General features: G+C 70.7%; 21 protein-coding genes. 9 read left to right on the top strand and 12 right to left on the bottom strand.

Annotated elements, in window-relative coordinates:
- Positions 1 to 4: 4 nt before the first annotated feature.
- The 3 genes from iolB to iolC are packed head-to-tail and all read right to left on the bottom strand — an operon-like array spanning position 5 to position 2,774.
- Positions 5 to 895 carry a 5-deoxy-glucuronate isomerase gene (gene iolB, locus OG718_RS43930; protein ID WP_143644191.1) on the bottom strand — a complete coding sequence of 297 codons (891 nt, stop codon included), beginning with the start codon at positions 893 to 895 and terminating at the stop codon, positions 5 to 7.
- Positions 896 to 914: 19 nt separating this feature from the next.
- Positions 915 to 1,793: a Cgl0159 family (beta/alpha)8-fold protein gene (locus OG718_RS43925; RefSeq protein WP_055610801.1), complete on the bottom strand. Its 879-nt coding sequence runs from the start codon at positions 1,791 to 1,793 to the stop codon at positions 915 to 917.
- Between the two features lie 30 nt (positions 1,794 to 1,823).
- Entirely contained in the window at positions 1,824 to 2,774 is a 951-nt protein-coding gene (gene iolC, locus OG718_RS43920; RefSeq protein WP_143644190.1) for a 5-dehydro-2-deoxygluconokinase, read from the bottom strand.
- A 315-nt stretch (positions 2,775 to 3,089) separates the two neighbouring features.
- Here iolC and OG718_RS43915 point away from each other — a divergent pair, with 315 nt between their 5' ends.
- Genes OG718_RS43915 through OG718_RS43895 form a run of 5 tightly spaced genes read left to right on the top strand, consistent with a single transcriptional unit; the run spans position 3,090 to position 8,047 of the window.
- A complete protein-coding gene (locus tag OG718_RS43915; RefSeq protein ID WP_143644189.1) occupies positions 3,090 to 4,106 on the top strand; it encodes a sugar ABC transporter substrate-binding protein in 1,017 nt (338 codons plus the stop codon).
- 5 nt (positions 4,107 to 4,111) lie between these two features.
- The gene (locus OG718_RS43910) at positions 4,112 to 5,185 is read left to right on the top strand and encodes an ABC transporter permease (RefSeq protein WP_328846776.1); all 1,074 of its coding nucleotides are present in this window, start codon (positions 4,112 to 4,114) and stop codon (positions 5,183 to 5,185) included.
- A gap of 5 nt (positions 5,186 to 5,190) precedes the next feature.
- Complete coding sequence (locus OG718_RS43905) at positions 5,191 to 6,108, top strand: ATP-binding cassette domain-containing protein (RefSeq protein ID WP_306941102.1); 918 nt, start codon at positions 5,191 to 5,193, stop codon at positions 6,106 to 6,108.
- Positions 6,108 to 7,010 carry a sugar phosphate isomerase/epimerase family protein gene (locus tag OG718_RS43900; RefSeq protein WP_328846775.1) on the top strand — a complete coding sequence of 301 codons (903 nt, stop codon included), beginning with the start codon at positions 6,108 to 6,110 and terminating at the stop codon, positions 7,008 to 7,010. Before OG718_RS43905 ends, OG718_RS43900 begins: the two co-directional genes overlap by 1 nt.
- A 17-nt stretch (positions 7,011 to 7,027) precedes the next feature.
- Positions 7,028 to 8,047 carry a Gfo/Idh/MocA family protein gene (locus tag OG718_RS43895; protein ID WP_143644312.1) on the top strand — a complete coding sequence of 340 codons (1,020 nt, stop codon included), beginning with the start codon at positions 7,028 to 7,030 and terminating at the stop codon, positions 8,045 to 8,047.
- 157 nt (positions 8,048 to 8,204) lie between these two features.
- Here the strand turns inward: OG718_RS43895 and OG718_RS43890 are convergent, their stop codons facing one another.
- Positions 8,205 to 8,642, bottom strand: coding sequence for a DUF4442 domain-containing protein (locus OG718_RS43890; RefSeq protein ID WP_143644371.1), 438 nt, complete (start codon positions 8,640 to 8,642; stop codon positions 8,205 to 8,207).
- Between the two features lie 244 nt (positions 8,643 to 8,886).
- On the opposite strand from OG718_RS43890, the gene OG718_RS43885 reads away from it, so the two are divergent.
- Positions 8,887 to 9,933 carry a hypothetical protein gene (locus OG718_RS43885; RefSeq protein ID WP_143644313.1) on the top strand — a complete coding sequence of 349 codons (1,047 nt, stop codon included), beginning with the start codon at positions 8,887 to 8,889 and terminating at the stop codon, positions 9,931 to 9,933.
- A 115-nt stretch (positions 9,934 to 10,048) separates the two neighbouring features.
- Positions 10,049 to 11,338, top strand: coding sequence for an MFS transporter (locus OG718_RS43880; RefSeq protein ID WP_328846774.1), 1,290 nt, complete (start codon positions 10,049 to 10,051; stop codon positions 11,336 to 11,338).
- A gap of 87 nt (positions 11,339 to 11,425) precedes the next feature.
- Here OG718_RS43880 and OG718_RS43875 read toward each other — a convergent pair whose 3' ends face one another.
- The 4 genes from OG718_RS43875 to OG718_RS43860 form a co-directional block, all read right to left on the bottom strand.
- Positions 11,426 to 12,271 carry a spermidine synthase gene (locus OG718_RS43875; RefSeq protein WP_328846773.1) on the bottom strand — a complete coding sequence of 282 codons (846 nt, stop codon included), beginning with the start codon at positions 12,269 to 12,271 and terminating at the stop codon, positions 11,426 to 11,428.
- 85 nt (positions 12,272 to 12,356) lie between these two features.
- On the bottom strand, positions 12,357 to 12,917 hold the full coding sequence (locus OG718_RS43870; protein ID WP_328846772.1) for a DinB family protein: 561 nt from the start codon (positions 12,915 to 12,917) through the stop codon (positions 12,357 to 12,359).
- Between the two features lie 132 nt (positions 12,918 to 13,049).
- Complete coding sequence (gene tuf / locus OG718_RS43865; protein ID WP_328846771.1) at positions 13,050 to 14,222, bottom strand: elongation factor Tu; 1,173 nt, start codon at positions 14,220 to 14,222, stop codon at positions 13,050 to 13,052.
- A 366-nt stretch (positions 14,223 to 14,588) separates the two neighbouring features.
- On the bottom strand, positions 14,589 to 15,323 hold the full coding sequence (locus tag OG718_RS43860; RefSeq protein WP_143644318.1) for a DNA alkylation repair protein: 735 nt from the start codon (positions 15,321 to 15,323) through the stop codon (positions 14,589 to 14,591).
- 49 nt (positions 15,324 to 15,372) lie between these two features.
- Between OG718_RS43860 and OG718_RS43855 the strand changes: the two genes are divergently transcribed.
- Complete coding sequence (locus OG718_RS43855) at positions 15,373 to 16,146, top strand: TVP38/TMEM64 family protein (protein ID WP_143644319.1); 774 nt, start codon at positions 15,373 to 15,375, stop codon at positions 16,144 to 16,146.
- Positions 16,147 to 16,281: 135 nt separating this feature from the next.
- Here the strand turns inward: OG718_RS43855 and OG718_RS43850 are convergent, their stop codons facing one another.
- Positions 16,282 to 17,451 carry a thiolase family protein gene (locus OG718_RS43850; RefSeq protein WP_306941093.1) on the bottom strand — a complete coding sequence of 390 codons (1,170 nt, stop codon included), beginning with the start codon at positions 17,449 to 17,451 and terminating at the stop codon, positions 16,282 to 16,284.
- A gap of 106 nt (positions 17,452 to 17,557) precedes the next feature.
- On the opposite strand from OG718_RS43850, the gene OG718_RS43845 reads away from it, so the two are divergent.
- Complete coding sequence (locus OG718_RS43845; protein WP_143644321.1) at positions 17,558 to 18,034, top strand: winged helix-turn-helix transcriptional regulator; 477 nt, start codon at positions 17,558 to 17,560, stop codon at positions 18,032 to 18,034.
- Positions 18,035 to 18,141: 107 nt separating this feature from the next.
- Here OG718_RS43845 and OG718_RS43840 read toward each other — a convergent pair whose 3' ends face one another.
- Genes OG718_RS43840 through OG718_RS43830 form a run of 3 tightly spaced genes read right to left on the bottom strand, consistent with a single transcriptional unit; the run spans position 18,142 to position 21,028 of the window.
- A complete protein-coding gene (locus tag OG718_RS43840) occupies positions 18,142 to 18,861 on the bottom strand; it encodes a cupin domain-containing protein (RefSeq protein WP_143644322.1) in 720 nt (239 codons plus the stop codon).
- Positions 18,858 to 19,793 (bottom strand): PmoA family protein, encoded by a 936-nt coding sequence (locus OG718_RS43835; protein ID WP_328846770.1) that lies wholly within the window; start codon positions 19,791 to 19,793, stop codon positions 18,858 to 18,860. Before OG718_RS43835 ends, OG718_RS43840 begins: the two co-directional genes overlap by 4 nt.
- Positions 19,790 to 21,028 carry a Gfo/Idh/MocA family protein gene (locus tag OG718_RS43830; protein ID WP_328846769.1) on the bottom strand — a complete coding sequence of 413 codons (1,239 nt, stop codon included), beginning with the start codon at positions 21,026 to 21,028 and terminating at the stop codon, positions 19,790 to 19,792. The genes OG718_RS43835 and OG718_RS43830 overlap by 4 nt, the downstream gene beginning before the upstream one ends.
- Between the last annotated feature and the right edge of the window lie 238 nt (positions 21,029 to 21,266).

Here is a 21,266-nt window from a genome sequence, read left to right as displayed (position 1 = left end):
TTCCTCACTGGGGGGCGGTGGGTCGGGTCAGCCGGGGGTCGACGGGCTGGCTCGGCCAGGTGTCGCGGATCCAGGCGTGGTCGGGGTGGTCGCAGATCAGCCAGGCCCGGTCGGCGCCGGGACCCGCCATGACGTTGAGGTAGTACATGTCGTGTCCGGGCGCGGCGATGGAGGGGCCGTGCCAGCCGTCCGGGATCAGGACGACGTCGCCGCCGCGCACCTCGGCGAGCACGTCGGTGCCGCTTCCGTGGCCGGACGGCGAGACCCGCTGGTAGCCGAGGCCGGGCGTGCCCTCGTGGTCGGCGATCTCGAAGTAGTAGATCTCCTCCAGCTCCGACTCCTCGCCGGGCCGGTTCTCGTCGTGCTTGTGCGGCGGGTACGAGGACCAGTTGCCGCCCGGGGTGATCACCTCGACCGCGATGAGCTTGTCGCACTCGAAGACCCCGGCCGCGCCGAAGTTGTGGACCCTGCGCGAGCAGTTGCCGGTGCCGCGCAGCTCGACCGGGACGGACTCGGCGGGCCCGTGGCGGGCCGGCAGGCGCCGGGAACAGCGGGCCCCGGTGAGCGCGAAGCGCCCGCCGTCGGCCGAGGTGAGCGTCGCGGTCGCGTCGCGCGGAACGTAGACGAAGTCGCTGACGCCGCTGAACACGCTCGCGCGGCCGCGCAGTTCGAACTCGTCGCGGCCGAAGTCGTCGCCGACCGTGACGGTGCAGCCGCCGCCGAGCGAGGTCACGATCCACTCGCTGTCCCCGGCGGTGAACAAGTGCGTGCCGCCGGGCGCCAGTTCGAGGACGCGGAGGCTGGAGTGGTCCCAGCCGGCGCTCTCCGGGGTGACGTCCACGGCGTACGGGCCGCTCGCGGCCTTGCCCGCGGGCAGGTGGTGTGCGCTGGTCATGAAAAGTGGGTCCTTCCGGTCAGAGCAGGCCGACCGCGGTGTCCACCGCGGTCTCCACACTGCCCTCGGCGGGATAGAGCAGGGACCGGCCGACGACCAGGCCCTGGACGGTGGGCAGTCGCAGGGCCTTGCGCCATCTCTCGTACGCGCCCTCCTGGTCCCTGCCGACCTCGCCGCCGAGCAGGACGGCGGGCAGGGTCGAGGTCTCCAGTACGGCGGCCATGTCGTCCGGGTCGCTGGTGACGGGCAGTTTCAGCCAGGTGTACGCGGAGGTGCCGCCGAGCCCGGAGGCGATGGCGATGGAGCGGGTGACGGCCTCGGCGGTGAGGTCGTTGCGGACCGTTCCCTCGACGCGGCGGGAGATGAACGGCTCGACGAACACGGGAAGCCGGTGCGCGGCCATGTCGTCGATCGCGCGGGCGGTCGACTCCAGGGTGGTCAGCGAGCCGGGGTCGTCGTAGTCGATGCGCAGCAGCAGCTTGCCCGCGTCGAAGTTCAGCCGGGCCATGTCCTCGGCGCGGTGCCCGGTGAACCGGTCGTCCATCTCGAAGACGGCACCGGCCAGGCCGCCGCGGTTCATGGAGCCCATGACGACCTTGTTCTCCAGCGCGCCGAGCAGGAGCAGGTCGTCCAGGATGTCGGCGGTGGCGAGCACCCCGTCCACGCCCGGCCGCGACAGCGCGATGCACAGGCGCTCCAGCAGGTCGGCGCGGTTGGCCATCGCCAGCCTGCGATCGCCGACTCCGAGCGCGCCGCGTGCCGGATGGTCGGCCGCCACGATCATGAGGCGGCCGCTGTCGCCGACGAGGGGACGCCGGGTCCGGCGGGCGGCCGCTTCGGCCACCGCCTCCGGGTGCCGGGCGCGCACCCTGACGAGGTCGGGGATGGTGATGCTCAAGGGTTTGGCTCCGTTCAGGGGGTGGCGGCGTCAGCCGCGGGAGGCGACGAGATCCTCGACCTCGGCGGCGGTCGGCATCGCGGAGGAGCAGGCGAGGCGGGAGGCGACCAGGGCTCCGGCCGCGTTGGCGTACCGCATCGTCTTCTCCAGCTCCCAGCCGGCCAGCAGCCCGTGGCAGAGCGAGCCGCCGAACGCGTCGCCCGCGCCGAGGCCGTTGACCACCTCGACCGGCACGGGCGGCACTTCCGCGGTGGTGCCGTCGCGGTGGACGGCGAGGACGCCCTTGGGGCCCTGCTTGACGACGGCCAGTTCCACGCCCGCTTCGAGGAGTGCCTCGGCGCAGGCGCGCGGCTCGCGGACGCCGGTGGCGACCTCGCACTCCTCGAGGTTCCCGACGGCGACCGTGACATGCCGCAGGGCTTCGGCGTAGTACGGGCGGGCCTCGGCCGGGTTCTTCCAGAACATGGGGCGCCAGTCGAGGTCGAAGACGGTGGTGCCGGCCTTGTCGCGCGCCTTGAGGGCCGCGAGTGTGGCGGAACGGCTGGGTTCCTCGCTCAGACCTGTGCCGGTGATCCAGAAGATCTTCGCGGCCCGGACGGCGAAGAAGTCCAGCTCGTCGGTGCGGATCTCCAGGTCGGGCGCCTTGGGCTGCCGGTAGAAGTACAGCGGGAAGTTGTCGGGCGGGAAGATCTCACAGAACGTGACCGGCGTCGGGTACGCCTCGACAGGGGTGACCCACCGGTCGTCGACCCCGAACTCCTTGAGAGCCTGGTGCAGATAGGCTCCGAAGGGATCATCGCCGGTTCGGGTGACGATCGCCGTGGAACGGCCGAGACGGGCCGCGGCGACCGCCACGTTGGCCGCCGAGCCACCGAGGAATTTACCGAAGGTTTCGACCCGCGCGAGCGGCACTCCGGTCTGCAGAGGGTAGAGATCGACCCCGATGCGACCCATGGTGATCAGGTCGAAGGACTCGGTCATACGCGTCGCTCCTCGTGCTGGCTGCGGGCTCCCGGGGGTGCGGGATGCAGGGGACCGGTGTGTCCTAGGTGTAAGACCGAGGCCGAGCCATGTCAAGACTTTGTACTTACATTCTCACGTGATCGTGAAATGATGTCTTAACAAAGTATTGACAGGGGGGTCTGTCAGGGACTTACATCCCCTCCCAACAGCACAGCCGAGTTTGTCGGTACGTGGCCCTGCGGTCTCCTTCCGTACGGGCCGAAGGACCGGGCACCCCGCCCGGACCGCTGCCCCTGCTCCCTTTCCCCTGTCGCACAGTGAGGTGCCGGAAAGATGGACCGCACGTCTCGCCCCCGTTCCCGCAGATTCGCCCTCGTCGCCGCGGCCGCCGCGGCGGCCCTGATAGTCACCGGCTGTTCCAGCGACTCCGGCGGCAAGAAGGCCGAGGAGGACACGGGCAACTCGTCTGCCGGCAAGGCCGACACCCCCCGTATGAAGGTCGCGATGATCACCCACGCGGCCCCCGGCGACACCTTCTGGGACCTCATCCGCAAGGGTGCGGAGGCCGCCGCGGCCAAGGACAACGTCGAGTTGGTCTACTCCAACAACCCGGACTCGGCCAAGCAGGCCAACCTTGTCCAGAACGCGATCGACCAGAAGGTCGACGGCATCGCGGTCACCCTGGCCAAGCCCGACGCCATGAAGTCCGTCGTTGCCAAGGCGGAGAAGGCCGGCATCCCGGTCGTCGGCCTCAACGGAGGCATCGACGACTGGAAGGAGCAGGGCCTGCTGGAGTACTTCGGCCAGGACGAGTCCGTTGCCGGTGAGGCCTTCGGCGAGAAGCTCAACGAACTCGGCGCCAAGAACAACATCTGCGTCATCCAGGAGCAGGGCCACGTCGCTCTCGAGGCTCGCTGCGCGGGCGTCAAGAAGACGTTCAAGGGCAAGACCACGAACCTCTACGTGAACGGCACGAACATGCCGTCCGTGAAGTCGACGATCACCGCCAAGCTCAAGCAGGACAGCTCGGTCGACTACGTGGTCACGCTCGGCGCCCCGTTCGCGCTGACCGCCGTCCAGTCCGTGAGTGACGCGGGCAGCAAGGCGAAGGTCGCGACCTTCGACCTGAACAAGGAGATGGTCAGCGCCATCGAGGACGGTGACGTCGAGTTCGCCGTCGACCAGCAGCCGTACCTGCAGGGCTACCTCTCGGTGGACGCCCTGTGGCTGTACAAGACCAACGGCAACTTCAGTGGCGGTGGCCAGGAGCCGGTGCTCACCGGCCCGGCGTTCGTCGACAAGTCCAACGTCGAAACCATCGCGAAGTTCGCCGCGAAGGGCACTCGGTGATCCCCATGTCCCAGGCAACGGCACCGGCGACGAGTCCCTCGTCGCCGGCTCCGCCGGCCGCCCCCAAGGACGGCCGGACCTCGGAACGGTCCCTGGCCCGCCGACTGGCGGCCCGTCCCGAGATCGGCGCGCTCATCGCGGCGATCGCCGTGTACGTCTTCTTCTTCGCGGTCGCCTCCCCCTTCCGCGAGGCCAGTTCCCTGGCCAACGTGCTCTACGAGTCCTCCGTCATGGGCATCATGGCCCTCCCGGTGGCACTCCTCATGATCGGCGGAGAGTTCGACCTGTCCGCCGGCGTCGCGGTCACCACCTCCGCACTCACCGCCAGCATGTGGAGCTTCCAGCTCTCCATGAACGTATGGACCGGCGTCATCGTGGCCCTCGTCGTCGCCCTGGCGATCGGCGCGTTCAACGGCTACATGCTCGTACGTACCGGGCTGCCGTCGTTCCTGATCACGCTGGGTTCGTTTCTGATCCTGCAGGGCGCCAACCTCGCCATCACGAAGATCTTCACCGGGAACGTCGCCACCGACTCGATCAGTGACATGGACGGGTTCGACCAGGCCAAGAAGGTCTTCGCCTCCGAGATCAGCATCGGCGGCGTCGACGTCAAGATCACCGTCTTCTACTGGCTGGTCTTCGCCGCCGCCGCGACCTGGCTGCTGCTGCGCACCAAGTTCGGCAACTGGATCTTCGCCACCGGCGGCAACAAGGAATCCGCCCGCGCGGTCGGCGTCCCCGTCACCTTCACCAAGATCGCCCTGTTCATGGGCGTCGGCGCCGGCGCCTGGTTCGTCGGCATGCACATCCTGTTCTCGTTCAACACCGTCCAGTCCGGCGAGGGCGTCGGCAACGAATTCCTCTACATCATCGCCGCGGTCATCGGCGGCTGCCTCCTCACCGGCGGCTACGGCTCCGCCATCGGCCCCGTCATCGGCGCCTTCATCTTCGGCATGGTCTCCCAGGGCATCGTCTACGCCAACTGGAACCCCGACTGGTTCAAGGCCTTCCTCGGCGTCATGCTCCTGCTCGCCGCCCTCGTCAATCTGTGGGTCCGCCGCCAGGCCACCCGGAGGTAAAGCCCATGACCGACCACACCACCTCCCCCAACGGCGCCACGGTCAAGGACAAGCCCGACACCGCCGCCGAGCCGATCGTCGAGCTGAAGGGCGCGGGCAAGGCCTACGGCAACGTCCGCGCCCTGCACACCGTCGACCTGGCGGTATACCCCAGCCAGGTCACCTGCGTGCTGGGCGACAACGGCGCCGGCAAGTCCACCCTCATCAAAATCATCTCCGGACTGCACCAGCACACCGAGGGCGAATTCCTCATCGACGGCACACCGGTGCACCTCAGCACCCCGCGTGAAGCCCTCGACAAGGGCATCGCCACCGTCTACCAGGACCTCGCCACCGTGCCGCTGATGCCGGTGTGGCGGAACTTCTTCCTCGGCTCCGAGATGACCAAAGGCCCCTGGCCCGTCCGCCGCCTGGACATCGCGAAGATGAAAGCAACCGCCGACCAGGAACTGCGCAACATGGGCATCATCCTCGACGACCTCGACCAGCCCATCGGCACCCTCTCCGGCGGCCAGCGCCAGTCCGTGGCCATCGCCCGCGCCGTCTACTTCGGCGCCCGCGTCCTCATCCTCGACGAACCCACCGCAGCCCTCGGCGTCAAACAGTCCGGCGTCGTCCTGAAGTACATCGCCGCCGCCCGCGACCGCGGCCTGGGCGTCATCTTCATCACCCACAACCCCCACCACGCCTACATGGTCGGCGACCACTTCAGCGTCCTGCGCCTGGGCACCATGGAACTCTCCGCCGCCCGCGCCGACGTCAGCCTCGAAGAACTCACCAACCACATGGCCGGCGGCGCCGAACTCGCCGCACTCAAACACGAACTGGCCCAGGTCCGCGGCGTCGACGTCGAAGAACTCCCCGAAGCCGAAGACCTCAAGGCACCCACCACCGCCTCCTCCTCGGAAGGAAAGGCCTCCTGATGGCCAACGCGCTCGACCGCATCCGCGTCGGCTCCGCGCCGGACTCGTGGGGCGTCTGGTTCCCCGACGACCCCCAGCAGGTGCCCTGGGAACGCTTCCTGGACGAGGTCTCCGAGGCCGGTTACTCCTGGATCGAGCTCGGCCCGTACGGCTATCTGCCGACCGACCCGGCCAAGCTCACCGACGAGGTGAACAAGCGGGATCTCAAGGTGTCGGCCGGTACGGTCTTCACCGCGCTGCACCGCGGCCCCGACGTCTGGGACGCCACCTGGGAGCACGTCAGCCAGGTCGCCGAGCTGACCCGGGCGATGGGCGCCAAGCACCTGGTGGTCATTCCGTCCTTCTGGCGGGACGACAAGACCGCCGCGCTGATCGAGCCGCCGGAGCTGACGGTCCGCCAGTGGTCCCACCTCGCCAAGGGCATGGAGCGTCTCGGCCACGAGGTGAAGGAGCGCTTCGGTCTCGACATCGTCGTGCACCCGCACGCCGACACGCACATCGACACCGAGGAGCACGTCGAGCGCTTCCTCGACTCGACGGACTCCGGCCTGGTCAGCCTCTGCCTGGACACCGGGCACTACGCCTACTGCGGCGGCGACAACGTCAAGCTGATCGAGACGTACGGCGAGCGCATCGGGTATCTGCACCTCAAGCAGGTCGACCCGGAGATCCTCGCCGACGTCGTCAAGAACGAGGTCCCGTTCGGCCCCGCCGTCCAGCGCGGTGTGATGTGCGAGCCCCCGGCCGGCGTGCCCGCCCTGGAGCCGGTGCTGGACGCCGCGCAGCGCCTCGGTGTCGACCTGTTCGCCATCGTCGAGCAGGACATGTACCCCTGTCCGCCGGACAAGCCCCTGCCCATCGCGGTGCGCACCCGCCAGTTCCTGCGCTCCTGCGGCGCCTGAGAAGGGATCTACCGACCATGGCTCAGCGCGGAACGCTCGGCGTGGCCGTCATCGGCACCGGAAAGATGGGGGCCGATCATGTGCGCCGTCTCGCCGAAGTGACCAACGGGGCACGCGTCGCCGCGGTCGTGGACGTCGACGCGGAACGGGTCAAGCGGATCGCCGACGGTATCGAGGGCTGCACGGCCCACACCGACGCGGCCGCCGCGATGGCCGCGGACGGTGTCGACGCCGTACTGATCGCCTCCCCCGGCCCCGCCCACGAGGCGGCGCTGCTCACCGCCTTCGAGCACGACCTGCCCGTCCTGTGCGAGAAGCCGCTCACCCCGGGCTCGGCCTCGGCGCTGAGGGTCCTGGAGGCCGAGCAGAAGGTCGGGCACCGCCTGGTGCAGGTGGGCTTCATGCGCCGGTACGACACCGAGTACGCGAAGCTCAAGGCGCTGCTGAACACCGGGCAGCTGGGCCGGCCAATGATGCTGCACAACCGGCACCGCAACGTCGCGACCCCGCCGGGCTTCACCAGCGAGATGCTCATCAACGACTCCGTCGTGCACGAGATGGACATCACTCGCTGGCTGCTCGGCCAGGAGATCACCGCGGTCACCGTGCTGAAGCCGACACCGTCGGGCAACGCCCCGGAGGGCCTGCAGGATCCGCAGTTCGTCCTGTTCGAGACCGACGGCGGCGCGGTCGTGGACGTCGAGATCAACGTCAACTGCGGCTTCGGGTACCAGGTGCAGGCCGAGGTGGTCTGCGAACGCGGCACGGCCCGCATCGGTGACGGCCACGCCCTGGTCACCAACCAGGCGGGCCGTTGGGGCGGAACCATCGCCCAGGACTTCGTGGAGCGCTTCGAGGACGCGTACGACCGCCAGGTGCAGGCCTGGGTCGACGCCACCCGCCGCGGCGAGGTCACCGGGCCCAGCGCCTGGGACGGCTATGCCACGGCCGCGGTCTGCGAGGCGGGCGTCCGTGCCCAGACCGAGGGCGGCCGGATCGAGGTCGAACTCGTCGAGCGCCCGGCCTTCTACAGCTGACCAAGCCGGAAAAACTCCCGGAGGGTGGCCCCGCACGACGGGTCCACCCTCCCGGCGGTCACAAGCGAGACAGCTCGTACGCCCCAGCCCAGCCCCCGTACGCACGCGTGCGGATCCGGGGCCCTCAACGGCCGACGGTGACGCCCCGGGCAGTTCCTCAGCCGTTGGGCCGCAGGGTCCAGATGACCGTCATCTCGCCGGTCACGGCACCGTCCTCGCGCTGGATGGCGACGGCCACGGGGAACTCCGGCCGCTCCCCCGCGTCGAGTTCGGCGACGACGTCCTCGACGGAGCGCCCCAGCGTGGCGGTGGCGGTCACCGGTCCCCTGGCCAGCTTCTTGAACGCGATCTCGGCGGTCACGGGCAGCGGCACGGCCCGCGCGAGCTGGTCCCCGAACGCGGCCAGCACGACCGCGCCGCTCGCCGACTCCCCCAGCGTGAACATCGCCCCGGCATGCGGCCCGCCCACGTGGTTGTGGTACTCGCTCTGGTCGGGCAGCGCGAGGACGGCCTTCTCCGGAGTGGTCTCGAGGTACTCCAGCTTCAGGGTCCGCACCATCGGAACCGTGGCGGCGAGCATCTCGCCGATCGACATCTGGTCTGCGCTCATGGCGGGCATGTTACCCGCGAGTAGCCAGCCGTGACCAGTGGCGAAAAGTGATCGCCGGGAACACCCCGGAACTCGCCCACAGGGCGCGAACATTCGCGTTCGAGAATTCCGGCGGGGCTTCGTTCGTACGGTACGTCTCCATAAGGACCCATCTGGGCCCTGATCCGGTACGTCCCTGACGAAGGGCGGTGACCCAACCGTGTCCGGGACGGCACTAGGGTTACTGCCCATGTGGCCAGGAAACCAGCCGCCCGGGGGCGAGCAGAACCCGCAGGACCAGAACCAGAACCCGTACCAGCAGCCGGGGTACCAGCAGCCGAATCCGTATCAGCAACCCGGATTCCAGCAGACCGGACCCCAGACGCCGAACCCGTACACGCAGCCGGGGCAGCCCGGTTGGAGTGCGCCCGGTGTGCCGCAGACTCCGCAGCCGCCGCAGGGCGGCGGTGACGGGAACGGGAACAGGACGAAGCTCGTCGCGATCGTGGCGGCCACGGCCGTCGTCATCGCGGCCGGCGTCACGGGCTTCCTGGTCCTGGGCGGCGACAAGGACGACGAGGCCGACGGCGGCAAGGACGGCAAGACGAAGCAGTCACCGTCTGCGAGCGCGTCGAAGGACCCGAGCGCCTCCCCGTCCACCGGCGAGGACAACCCGCGCGGCACCGACGGCGAGAAGGCGACCATCGCGGGCTGGAAGGTCGTCATCAACCCCCGCTTCGGCACGATGTTCGACGTCCCCGCCGACTGGGAGATCGAGAGCACCGACACCAGCGTGGGCTTCGAGTGGGAGGAGAAGGGCAAGACCGACCGCACCACGGTCACCGCCCCCGCCTACCTCAAGTCCAAGTGGTGCACCACGGACAGCGACAAGGACGGCCGCGACGAGGACACCGCGCTGGCCACCGCCGGAACGCGCGGCGAGAACGGCGCCAAGGACTCGGCCGAGGCTGCCGAGACCCGTGTCCCGTGGTGGATCTTCGGCGGCTACACGCAGCCGGACAAGAAGAGCGTGAAGTGGGACCCGGCGAAGTCGTACACCACGAAGTCGGGCCTCAAGGGCAGCATCGCCACCGCGTACTCGAAGAACACGCCGCAGAACGGCAAGTGCGACAGCGAGGGCAAGGCCATCACCTTCGCGTTCAAGAACAGCGCGGGCGACTTCGTCACCTGGAACCTGTACGGCGCCAAGGGCGTCGGTGACGAGATCCCCGAGGCGACCGTCCAGAAGATCCTGAGCACCGTGCGCCTGACCAAGGACGCGCCCACGGACACGTGACGTCCGACGCGCCGTAGCCGGAGCGGACCGACCGGGCTGAGCAGGCCGAGCAGGCGGGCGGAAGAGGCCGAGAAGTCGTTTGGCAAGCCGGTCCCGCGGCGGAGATAGTCGCCGGGTGAGCCCCGTCGGAGACTCCCCCGCCCGCCTGCGCCGCCCTTCGTGGGCGGGCCGCAACTACGCCCTGCTGACCGCCGCCGCGGTGGTGACGAACCTTGGCAGTCAAGGAGCGTTGATCGCGGCGGCGTTCGCCGTCCTGGACGAGGGCGGCGACGGCGGCGACGTGGGTCTGGTGGCAGCGGCCCGCACCCTCCCGCTGGTGCTCTTCCTGCTGATCGGCGGCGCGGTCGCGGACCGGCTCCCCCGGCACCGCGTGATGGTCGCGGCCAACACGCTCAACTGCCTCTCCCAGGCGGCCTTCGCGGCACTCGTCATCGCGGGCGAACCCCAGCTCTGGCAGATGATGCTGCTGACCGCGCTCGGCGGCACGGGCCACGCGTTCTTCAGCCCGGCCGCCGAGGGCATGCTGCTCTCCTCCGTCAGCGGCCGGCAGGCCGGCCGCGCCTTCGCGCTGTTCCGCCTCGCGATGCACGGCGCGGGCCTCGGCGGGGCCGCGCTGGGCGGTGCCATGGTCGCCGTGGTCGGCCCCGGCTGGGTGCTCGCCGTGGACGCGCTGGCGTTCGCGGTCGCGGGCGCCCTGCGCGCCTTCCTCGACGTGAGCCACATCCCGTCCCGCGGCCCCGGCGGCGGAATGCTCACCGACCTCCGCGACGGCTGGCGGGAGGTCATCGGCAGGCCCTGGCTGTGGTCGATCGTCGCCCAGTTCTCCGTCGTGGTGGCCGTCGTCGGCGCGGCCGAGGCGGTGTACGGCCCCCTCGTCGCCCGGGACAGCCTCGGCGGCGCGGCACCGTGGGGCCTGGCCCTCGCCGCGTTCGGCGCGGGCACCGTCGGCGGCGCCCTCCTGATGATGCGCTGGAAGCCACGCAGACTCCTCCTCGCCGGCACCCTCTGTGTCTTCCCCCTCGCCCTCCCGTCGGCCGCACTCGCCGTACCGTTCCCGGTCGGCCCCCTGTGCGCCGTGATGTTCGTGACCGGCGCGGCGATCGAGGTCTTCGGCGTCTCGTGGATGACCGCGCTCCACCAGGAGATCCCCGAGGACAAGTTCTCCCGCGTCTCGGCGTACGACTGGTTCGGCTCGATCGCCATGGTGCCGCTCGCCACGGCGCTCGCGGGCCCGGCGGAGTCCGCATTCGGGCGTTCGGCGTCCCTCTGGGGCTGCGCGGTCCTGGTCGTCGTGGTGACGGCGGCGGTGCTGTGCGTTCCCGACGTACGGAATCTGACGCGTCGTACGAAGGAAGTGGCCCAGGGAGTACCGGCGAAGAGCGAGCCGGCGCACTCCGACGGCTGATCCTGAGCCGACCGCCGACCGCCGACCGCCGACCGCCGCGAGACGCACGACGCACGTATCGGATCGGTCCTCGGGCGGTTTCGGTTCTCAGCCGATGCTGAACGACCCGTCGGGCGGCTCCGGCGACGGCACCGCGTCCTCGTCCCGTACGGGCCGCGCGTCGCCCACGAAGACCCGCAGTGTGTCCCCGTACTCGACCCGGGCCGGAAAGGCGTCGGCGGCCGTGCGGCGGGTGAGGGCGGGGGTGTCGAGCGGGCGGTGCGAGGCGACGAGGACCGCGTTGCCGAAGCGGCGGCCACGCAGCACGCCCGGCTCGGCGATCAGCGCCAACTCGTCGAAGACCGTGGAGAACGTGGCGAGTTGGGAGCGCAGAAAGGCGAAGGGCGTGGCGTCGGCGAGATTGGCCAGGTACACGCCGTCGGCACGCAGGACCCGTTCGGCCTCGCGGGCGTACGCCACCGAGGTCAGGTGCGCGGGGACCCGCGAACCGCCGAAGACGTCGGCGATCAGGACGTCGGCGGAGTCGGCGGGGGCTGATTCGAGCCAGGTCCGGGCGTCCGCGCCGTGCACGGTGATGCCCGCGTCGTCGGGGACGGGCAGATGCTCGACGACGAGGTCCAGCAGCCCGCTGTCGGCCTCGACCACGTGCTGCCGGGACCCCGGCCGGGTCGCCGCGAGGTACCGGGGAAGGGTGAGCGCGCCCCCGCCGAGGTGCAGTACGTCCAGCGCCCGCCCCGGTTCCGGGAGGGTGTCCAGGACGTGCCCCAGCCGTCGCGCGTACTCGAACTCCAGGTGCGTCGGCGCGTCGAGATCCACGTACGACTGCGGTGCTCCGTCGACGGTCAGGAGCCAGGCCCGCTTCCGGTCGACGTCCGGCATCAGCTTGGCGGTCCCGTGATCCACGGCTCGCGTCACGGGTATCGGCTCGTCCACGGGTCCATTGTGCCCGTACGGGCACGACGGGGCCGGGCTCCGGCAAGATCCCCGCCCGGCGCCACCTCGCCCCGCGTCACTCGCCTCACACGCCGATCGCTCCGTCGATGCGCTCGCGGAGCAGGTCGGCGTGGCCGTTGTGGCGGGCGTACTCCTCGATCATGTGGATGAGGACCCAGCGCAGCGACACCGGCCCGCGCCAGGGGTCCTCGCCCGCCAGGTCGAGGCCGGACGCGTCGGCGACGAAGCCGTCGGAGAAGGCCACTTCGGCGCGCCAAGCCCGCCAGGCCTCGGCGATCACGGCGGGGTCGGCGGACGCGCCGTCGAAGTCGTCGTCCGGGCACGCCTCCGAGGAGAACAGCGCGGGCGCGTCCTGCCGGGCCAGTGCCCGCCGGAACCAGCGGCGCTCCATGTCGGCGAGATGCCGGACGAGACCGAGCAGCGAGAGGGTGGAGGGCTCCACGGACCGCCGGGCCAACTCACCTGTCAGACCTGCGCACTTCATCTCCAGTGTCGCCCGCTGGGCGCCCAGGATGTCGACGAGGAGCGTGCGTTCGTCGGCGGTGGCGGAGGTGCTGAATCGACGGTCGTCGTCCTCGGCGGCGGCGAAAATCTCGGCTCTTCGGCGGGGCTGCTGGGTCGTCATGGTCCCCATCCTCGGCCGAGGCCCGGCACGGGCGCACGCGCGTTTCGGTGACGCGCGCGTGCCTGCGGACACGCGAGTGCCCGCCTCCCGTACGGAACGAGAGGCGGGCACTCACGCCGGTCGCGCCGGAGATCAGCCGACGACCGCGGTCACCGTCCCCGCGCCGACCGTGCGGCCGCCCTCGCGGATCGCGAAGCCGAGTCCCGGCTCCAGCGGCACGTCACGCCCCAGCTCGACCGTCATGGTGACGGTGTCGCCGGGCCGCGCGACCGCCCGCTCGCCGAGGTCGACATCGCCGACGACGTCCGCGGTGCGGATGTAGAACTGCGGCCGGTATCCGGTGGACACCGGTGTCGTACGACCGCCCTCGCGCGCCGACAGGACGTACACCTGCGCCGAGAAGCGACGACTCGGTACGACGCTGTCGGGCGCCGCGACGATGTGCCCGCGGCGAACCGCGTCACGGGGGACGCCGCGCAGCAGCAACGCCACGTTGTCGCCGGCCTGCGCCTCGTCCATGGGCTTGCCGAAGGTCTCCAGGCCGGTGACCACCGTGTCCACGGCGGCGCCGAGCACTTCGACACGGTCGCCCACGCGGACGGTGCCGCGCTCGACGGCTCCCGTGACGACCGTGCCCCGGCCGGTGATGGTGAGCACGTTCTCCACCGGCAACAGGAACGGAGCGTCCAAGTACCGCTCGGGCATGGGCACATACGTGTCCACGGCGTCGAGCAGCGCGCCGATCGCCTCGGTCCACCGGGGGTCGCCCTCCAGCGCCCTGAGTCCGGAGACGCGTACGACCGGTACGGAGTCGCCCCCGTAGCCGTGCGCGGAGAGCAACTCGCGCACCTCCAGCTCCACGAGGTCGGTGAGCTCCTCGTCCCCCGCGTCGGCCTTGTTGAGCGCGACCACGATGTGGTTCACACCCACCTGCCGGGCGAGCAGCACGTGTTCGGCGGTCTGCGGCATGATCCCGTCGAGCGCGGAGACGACGAGGATCGCCCCGTCGAGCTGCGCGGCCCCGGTGACCATGTTCTTGACGTAGTCGGCGTGGCCCGGCATGTCCACGTGCGCGTAGTGCCGGGTGTCGGTCTCGTACTCGACGTGCGCGATGTTGATGGTGATGCCCCGCGCGGCCTCCTCCGGAGCGCGGTCGATCCGGTCGAAGGGAACGAACGTGCCGGAGCCGCGCTCGGCGAGGACCTTGGTGATGGCGGCGGTCAGGGTGGTCTTGCCGTGGTCGACATGACCCATGGTGCCGATGTTCAGATGCGGTTTGGTGCGCACGTAAGCCGTCTTGGGCATGGCAGTACCTCGAAGCCTCTTCGGTGTCAGCTGAGCTGAGTGATGGCCCCGGCGTCAGAGCGGCCGGGACAGGGACCCCAAGGACTTGCCGACCCTCCCCCTGCGGGGTCCGCCGGACGATCCGGGAAGGGTCAGCTTCGGGCGCCGTCTGCGGCGGCCAAGGTGATCAGGACGGCAGCCTTCGGCGCATCCGCGACTGCGGATGCTGCGAGGTGGAAGGCGTACCGGAACATGAGGAGATCATCGCCGACGCGGATGGCCTCGTCGAATGGTTTTTCGCGGCCACGAGACGCGGAGAGTCGGGTGTTTCCGCTGGTGTGGGAGGTGCCGATGTTCTGGTGTGTGGGCTGCGGTTGTTCCGGTGGGTCAGGGGCCGACGTTCTTGAGCGCCTCGCGCACGGACAGCGGGGAGAGCCGGTCCCGCTCGCCGGCTACGAAGTCCCGTACCGCCCGCGGGTCCGTCTTGGCGTACTCGCGCAGACACCAGCCGATCGCTTTGCGGATGAAGAAGTCCGGGTGCCCGGACTGACGGACGCAGTACCCGAAGAGGCGTTCGGTGTCGGTGGCGTCCTTGTAGCGGAGCTGGTGGAGGAGGGCGGTCCGGGCGACCCACAGATCGTCGTCCTCGATCCACCTGTCCATGTCGGTCCTCAGCTTCGGGTCGGCCTCCACGAGGCCTCCGACCACATGGGCGGCGAGTGCGTCGACGGTGTCCCACCAAGGGACCGTGGAGACGAGATGGCGTGCCACGGGCAGGAAGCCGGACGAGAGACGCCTCACATGCCGGCGCAGATAGTCGACGGCGAAGTACTGGTACTCGCGCTCCGGCAGCCGCCAGCAGCGCAGCGCCACGGCCGTGCAGTCGGCCTCGTCCGGACGGGGTGTTCCGTCGAGGGCGGTGCGGGAGAGCGCGCGGCGATCGGGCGTGGTCAGGCCCAGGAAAGGGGCGATGTCCTTCATGTACGCGCGCATCTCCCCGGCCCGCCGCGGATCGGCCGCCGCGGCGTACGTGGCGGTGAGCCGCTCCAGCACGGTGTCCGCGAGGGCGCTGCGCGGCAGCTCCAAGTGGCCATCTGACGTTCCGGAAGCTGTGACGCCCATGAGACGAACCATACGGCGATCACACACACTGGTCAGTTAGTGTCACCGGATGCTCGATGCCACCACCCGCTCTGGGGGCACCGCCACAGCCGCTCCCCCGGTCCCCGCGACGGAACTCGTCCTCACCGAGTTCGCCACCGCGCCGAGAGGTTTCACCGCCCGCTGCACGAGAGCACTGCTCTCTCCGTGGTCCCGGCTCTCCCTGCTGGTGTTGCTGCTGGTGTCGGCGGCCGCGACGGTGCTGCTGTTCGAGCCACAGAAGCTGCTGGCCGACGGCTGGCCGCCACAGCTGAACGGTGCGGCCGCGGCCGTGGTCTTCGCGGTGGCGTACGGGCTGTGCACGGTCGCGTTCGTGCCCCGGCCGCTCCTCAATCTGGCCGCGGGCGCCCTGTTCGGCTCGCAGCTCGGGCTCGGGGCCTCGCTCGGGGGTACGGTGCTGGGGGCCGGGATCGCCTTCGGGCTCGGCCGGATACTCGGGCAGGACGCGCTGCGACCACTGCTCCGGGGCCGCTGGCTGACGGCGGCGGACGGTCAGCTCAGCCGCCACGGATTCCGCTCGATGATGGCCGCGCGGCTCTTCCCCGGAGTGCCGTTCTGGGCCGCGAACTACTGCGCGTCCGTCTCCCGCATGGGCTGGTTCCCGTTCCTCCTCGCCACGGGCCTCGGCTCGATCCCCAACACCGCCGCGTACGTCGTCGCCGGCGCCCGCGCCTCGGCACCGACGTCCCCCGCCTTCCTGATCGCCATGGCCTTCATCGCGCTGCCCGCCCTCGCGGGAGCGATCGTCGCCTGGCGCAAGCGCCACCACTTCCGGGACCGCTGAGTCGGATCCCTCGGGCTCCTCGGGGTCTGCCCGGGGGACGCCCGCAACCGTGTGGCCGGACCCGGGCAGGCACCGTCGCCCGGCGCGGGACAGCAGCCGCCCGTGGTGGGCCGACACCGCGCCCGCAGGCGCTGACTACAGCCCCTCCAGCACCATCGCGTTGGCCAGGCCGCCCGCCTCGCACATCGTCTGGAGGGCGTAGCGGGCGCCGCGTGCCCGCATCGCGTGGACCAGCGTGGTCGTGAGCCGCGCGCCGCTCGCGCCGAGCGGGTGGCCGATGGCGATCGCGCCGCCGTGGACGTTGACCTTGGAGAGGTCTGCGCCCGTCTCCTGCCGCCAGGCGAGGACGACGCTGGAGAAGGCCTCGTTGACCTCGAAGAGGTCGATGTCGTCGAGGGTGAGCGATGCCTTGCGGAGCACCTTCTCCGTGGCGGGAACGACACCGGTGAGCATCAGCAGCGGGTCGGATCCGGTGACGGCGAAGCTGTGCAGCCGCGCAAGGGGCCGCAGACCCAGCCGGGCCGCGGTCTCGCTGGACGTGATGAGCACGGCGGAGGCTCCGTCGTTGACGGGGCTGGCGTTGCCCGCGGTGACGTTCCAGTCGATCTGCGGGAAGCGTTCGCCGAAGGCCGGGTCGTAGTAGGCGGGCTTCAGACCGGCCAGGACCTCCGTGCTGCTGCCGGGCCGGACGCACTCGTCCCCGGTCACACCGTCGAGAGGCGCGACCTCGTCGGCGAACAGCCCGTTCTCCCACGCCGCCGCGGCCTTCCTGTGCGACTCCACCGCGAAGGCGTCCATCTGCTCGCGCGAGATCGACCACTTCGCCGCGATCAGCTCGGCACTGATCCCCTGCGGAATCAACCCTTCCGGGTAGCGCTCGGCGACTCCGGGCCCGAAGGGATCCTTCCCCTCCGGCACGTTCGACCACATCGGCACGCGGCTCATGGACTCCACCCCGCACGCCACGACCAGGTCGTACGCCCCCGAGATGACGCCCTGCGCCGCGAAGTGCACCGCCTGCTGGGAGGACCCGCACTGGCGGTCCACCGTCGTCGCGGGCACCGACTCGGGGAAGCCCGCCGAGAGGACCGCGTACCGCGTGGTGTTCATGGCCTGTTCGCCGACCTGGTCGACGGTCCCGCCGATCACGTCGTCGATCAGCGCGGGATCGACGCCGGAGCGCTCGACGAGCGTACGGAGGGTGTGGGCGAGCAGTTCCACGGGATGGATGTGGGCGAGCGACCCGTTCGGCCTGCCCTTCCCGATCGGGGTGCGTACGGCTTCGACGATGACTGCGTCACGCATGGTCCGGCCCCTCGAAGTCAAAGGGTTTGCTTTCCAAACCCACTATGTGACTCCACGGTAACCCAGTGGGTTGGAAGAACCAACCCACCCCCATAGACTGGATCGCATGAAGGACGCCCGCCCCTGCTCGATCGCCGACACCCTCGTGCTCGTCGGCGAGAAGTACTCCCTGCTCGTCCTGCGCGAGGTGACCCTGGGCGCCACGCGGTTCGACCAGCTGGTCCGCAACATCGGCGCCCCGCGCGACGTGCTGACGAGCCGCCTGAAGCGGCTGGTGGACGCCGGTGTGCTGGAGAAGGTCGCCTACAGCGAGAAGCCGCCGCGCTTCGAGTACCGGCCCACGCGGGCCGGTCTGGAGCTGGAGCCCGTGCTCCTCACGCTCATGGCGTGGGGCGACCGCCATCTCAACGCCGGCGACCGCCCCATGGTGCTCGAACACGTCGGCGGTCCCGGACACGCGGGCGGCCACGAACTGGTCCCGGTCGTCACCTGCGCCGAGTGCGGCGAGGCGGTCCGGCACGACGACCTGACGGCCCACCCGCAGGCCCCGGGGTGGACGGCGACGGGGCCCGCGGCGGCGTAGTCCGAACGCCGCCGCTCACGTTCCCCGCCGGGACCGGGAGCATGCCCACGGCGGAACCGGAAGCATGCCCCGCCCGAGCCGGAAGCACGTCCCCGCCGGAGCCGGTGCTACGCCCCCCGGTACACGTCGAGTCGTCCGCACATCCCGAACTTCCCGTACGCGGACGGCTGTTCGGCCCGCACGACGGCGTCGGCGAGGTGGGACACGTCCCCCCGCTCCAGCCGGTCGAGCTGTTCCCCGGTCGCCGCGGCCGCCGCCTCGGCACCCCGCCGCCACCGCTCACGCCACTCGGCGAGCCGGGGGCGTACGAGCTCGGCGGCGGCCCGCTGGAACGCGGCGAGCGGCTCGGGTCCGTCCGCCTCGCGCAGCGCCCGGTAGCCCTCCAGGGCGAGGTCGCGCCGGGCGCGGGCGAACCGCTCCTTCTCCTCCTCGGGCGCGTCCGCCGGGATGACGGTCGCGGCGGCGTACGTCTCCGGGTCGGTCAGGTACTTCGGCGGCAGGGTGAGTACCGCGTCCCCGGCCTCCGGAAGCCCGCTGTTCTGCATGAGGACGGTGATGCGCAGATCGTCCTCGTTGACCAGCCGGTGGATCGTGCCGGGCGTGAACCAGGCGACCGTGCCGGGCGCGAGCGGTGTGACCTCGTACCCGGAGGTCGTCAGGGTCTGCACCGCGCCGCGCCCGCCGGTGACGACGTACGCCTCCGAACAGGTCAGGTGCAGATGAGGAGTTCCGCCGCACACCCCGTCGTCGGCGGGCCAGTCGTAGACCGACAGATGCGAGACGGCGACGCCTCCGGGGAGACCGGCGAAGCCCTCGGCCGCGCTCACCACGGGTGCACCGCCAGGTACTTGGCGATCTCCTCGCGCTCCCAGGCACCGTCGGCGACGACGACGCGGTAACGGCGGGTGAGGGCCTCGCCGGGTGCGAGCTCCAGCTCGTCGAAGAAGGCGAAGGAGGGGGCGACGGCCGCGAACGGCTCGTTGCGGACGAACCAGTGGGCCGGGTGTGCGCCGCCCTCGCCCGTGTGGTCGTTCTCGGGGGCGTGCGCGAAGACGAGCGTCGCGTACCCGTCGGCGACGTCGTGCTCCGCCGAGTACGCGAGCCAGGGCGCCTGCTCGCCCATCAGGTCGGGGCCCTCACCGTCGGGCCCGATGATCCGGCCGTCCCGGAAACCGCGGGGGCCGCGCCAGAACAGGCCCGTGTAGCCGGCCATCTCCCGCCCGGCCGTCGTGGGGCTGCCGAACCGCAGGGGTTCGTCACGGCGGTTGGTGACGGAGGTCGTCCAGGTCAGCGCCCAGGAACCGGACACCGGGTCCACGTCGTGCACCTCGACGCGGCGCTCCTCCTCCGCCCACAGCGAGCCGTCGAACGGATGCCAGGTGAGCCGCTCGGCGATGACCAAGCGGTCGCTGTCGGCGCGCACCTCGTCGAACGCGACGTGCGTCATCGAACCGACACGCTCAGGGAGTTCGAGATACCCCTCTCCGTGAACGTATGTGTTGCCGCCCCACAGGTTCGCCCCCGACAGATGCGAGGCGGTCATCTGCAGACCCTTGTGCCAGCGGTGGTCGTTGGGCCGGTAGTCCGTGACAACGTTGCCCGCGAGCGTCCTGAGCGGGTGCAGATACGGCTTCGGGGCCTCCCAGGCCGCCTCGGGGCCGTACACGTAGCTCAACAGGTCGACACCGGTGGTGGGTTCGGTGATCGTGATGCGGTCGCCGTGGGCGTGGACGATGCGCAGGCCGTCCTGTGCGGTCATGCCGATGCCTCCTCGTGCTTCGTGGGTGCCCAGCCGGGCGCGCCGCCGTGCAGGGCGGTGTAGTAGGGGTCGCCGGGCCCGATCTCGCCGGCGCGGACGGTGACGTCCGTGAACGCCGACTTGTAGAGCGCGGTGATCAGCTCCAGGCTGGTGCGTCCGTCGGCCCCGCTGCTGCGCGGCCGCTCGCCCGCGCGCATGCTCGCGACCAGGTCACGCAGCTGGGCCAGGTGCGAGCTCGGCACGTCGGCGCCGAAGTCCTGCCAGGCCGCCACGTCCTCCGCGGGTGCGTCCGGTGCCGGGGTGATGCGCCAGTTCTCGTTGCTGTGCCCGTAGAGATGGGTGAGTTCGACCGTCGCCCGCTCGCAGTCGATGCGGATCCGGCTGACCTCGTCCGGGCTGAGCACGCTGTTGACCGCGGTCGCGAGCGCGCCGCTCTCGAAGCGTACGAGCGCGGTCGAGACGTCCTCCGTCTGTACGTCGTGCACCAGACGCCCGGCCATGGCCCGCACCTCGCTCCACGGCCCGAGCAGGTCGAGCAGCAGGTCCATCTGGTGGATGCCGTGTCCCATGGCGGGCCCGCCGCCCTCGGTCTCCCACTTCCCGCGCCAGGGCACGGCGTAGTAGGCGGCGTTGCGGTACCAGGTGGTCTGGCAGTGCGCCACGAGGGGCCGCCCCATGGCCCCGTCGGCGATCAGACGCCGTACGTGCCGGGCGCCCGAGCCGAACCGGTGCTGGAAGACGATGGAGGCGTACGGACCGCCCTCGACCCCCTCCTCCGTCTCCACGGCGTCGAAGTCGGCGAGGGTCGGCACGGGCGGCTTCTCGCACCACACCCAGGCGCCGGCGCGCAGGGCGGCGACGGACTGGTCGCGGTGGAGGGTCGGCGGGGTGCAGATGGACACGAGGTCCGGGCGCTGTTCCGCCAGCATCCGGTCGAGATCGGTGTAGCCGTGCGGGACACCGCCGTCCGCGCAGAAGCGCTTCACCGCGTCGGCGTCGATGTCGACCGCGGCGACGATCTCCACCTCGCCTTCGGCGGCCAGTGTGGCGAGTGCGGGCAGATGGCTGCCGGAAGCGATGGCTCCGGTGCCGATGACGGCGGCCTTGATCCGGCGGCCGTCGAGCGGAACCGCCGGCCGGCTCTCGCGCTCGGCGCTCTCGTACTGGTTGCTCGCGTGCTCGATGTCCTCGTGCTCGGTCGTCTTGCTGGTGGTGGCGTCGCGTGAGGTACGCATGGACGTGATCAGCACTCCATCGGACGTGACAGCGGTTCTGGCGGACGCCTGCCCTCCTCGGTGGCCACGAGATGGCCGCCGAGGGCAGCAAGCGCTTTCACTCCTCGCGGAAACGTAAGCGGCGGCATCGCGGCGGGTCAACACCCTGGTCACCGTGGCGGGGTCTGTGACGGGGAGGCCCTGTCGTCACACCTTCCCCAAGGGGCGCTACGCTGCCCCGGGCGCGCCTGATCACCGC

The organism is Streptomyces sp. NBC_00258 (genome assembly GCF_036182465.1).
GTDB lineage: Bacteria > Actinomycetota > Actinomycetes > Streptomycetales > Streptomycetaceae > Streptomyces.
The sequence above is the reverse complement of the archived record's forward strand: the minus strand, read 5'-3'. Positions and strand labels throughout refer to the sequence as shown.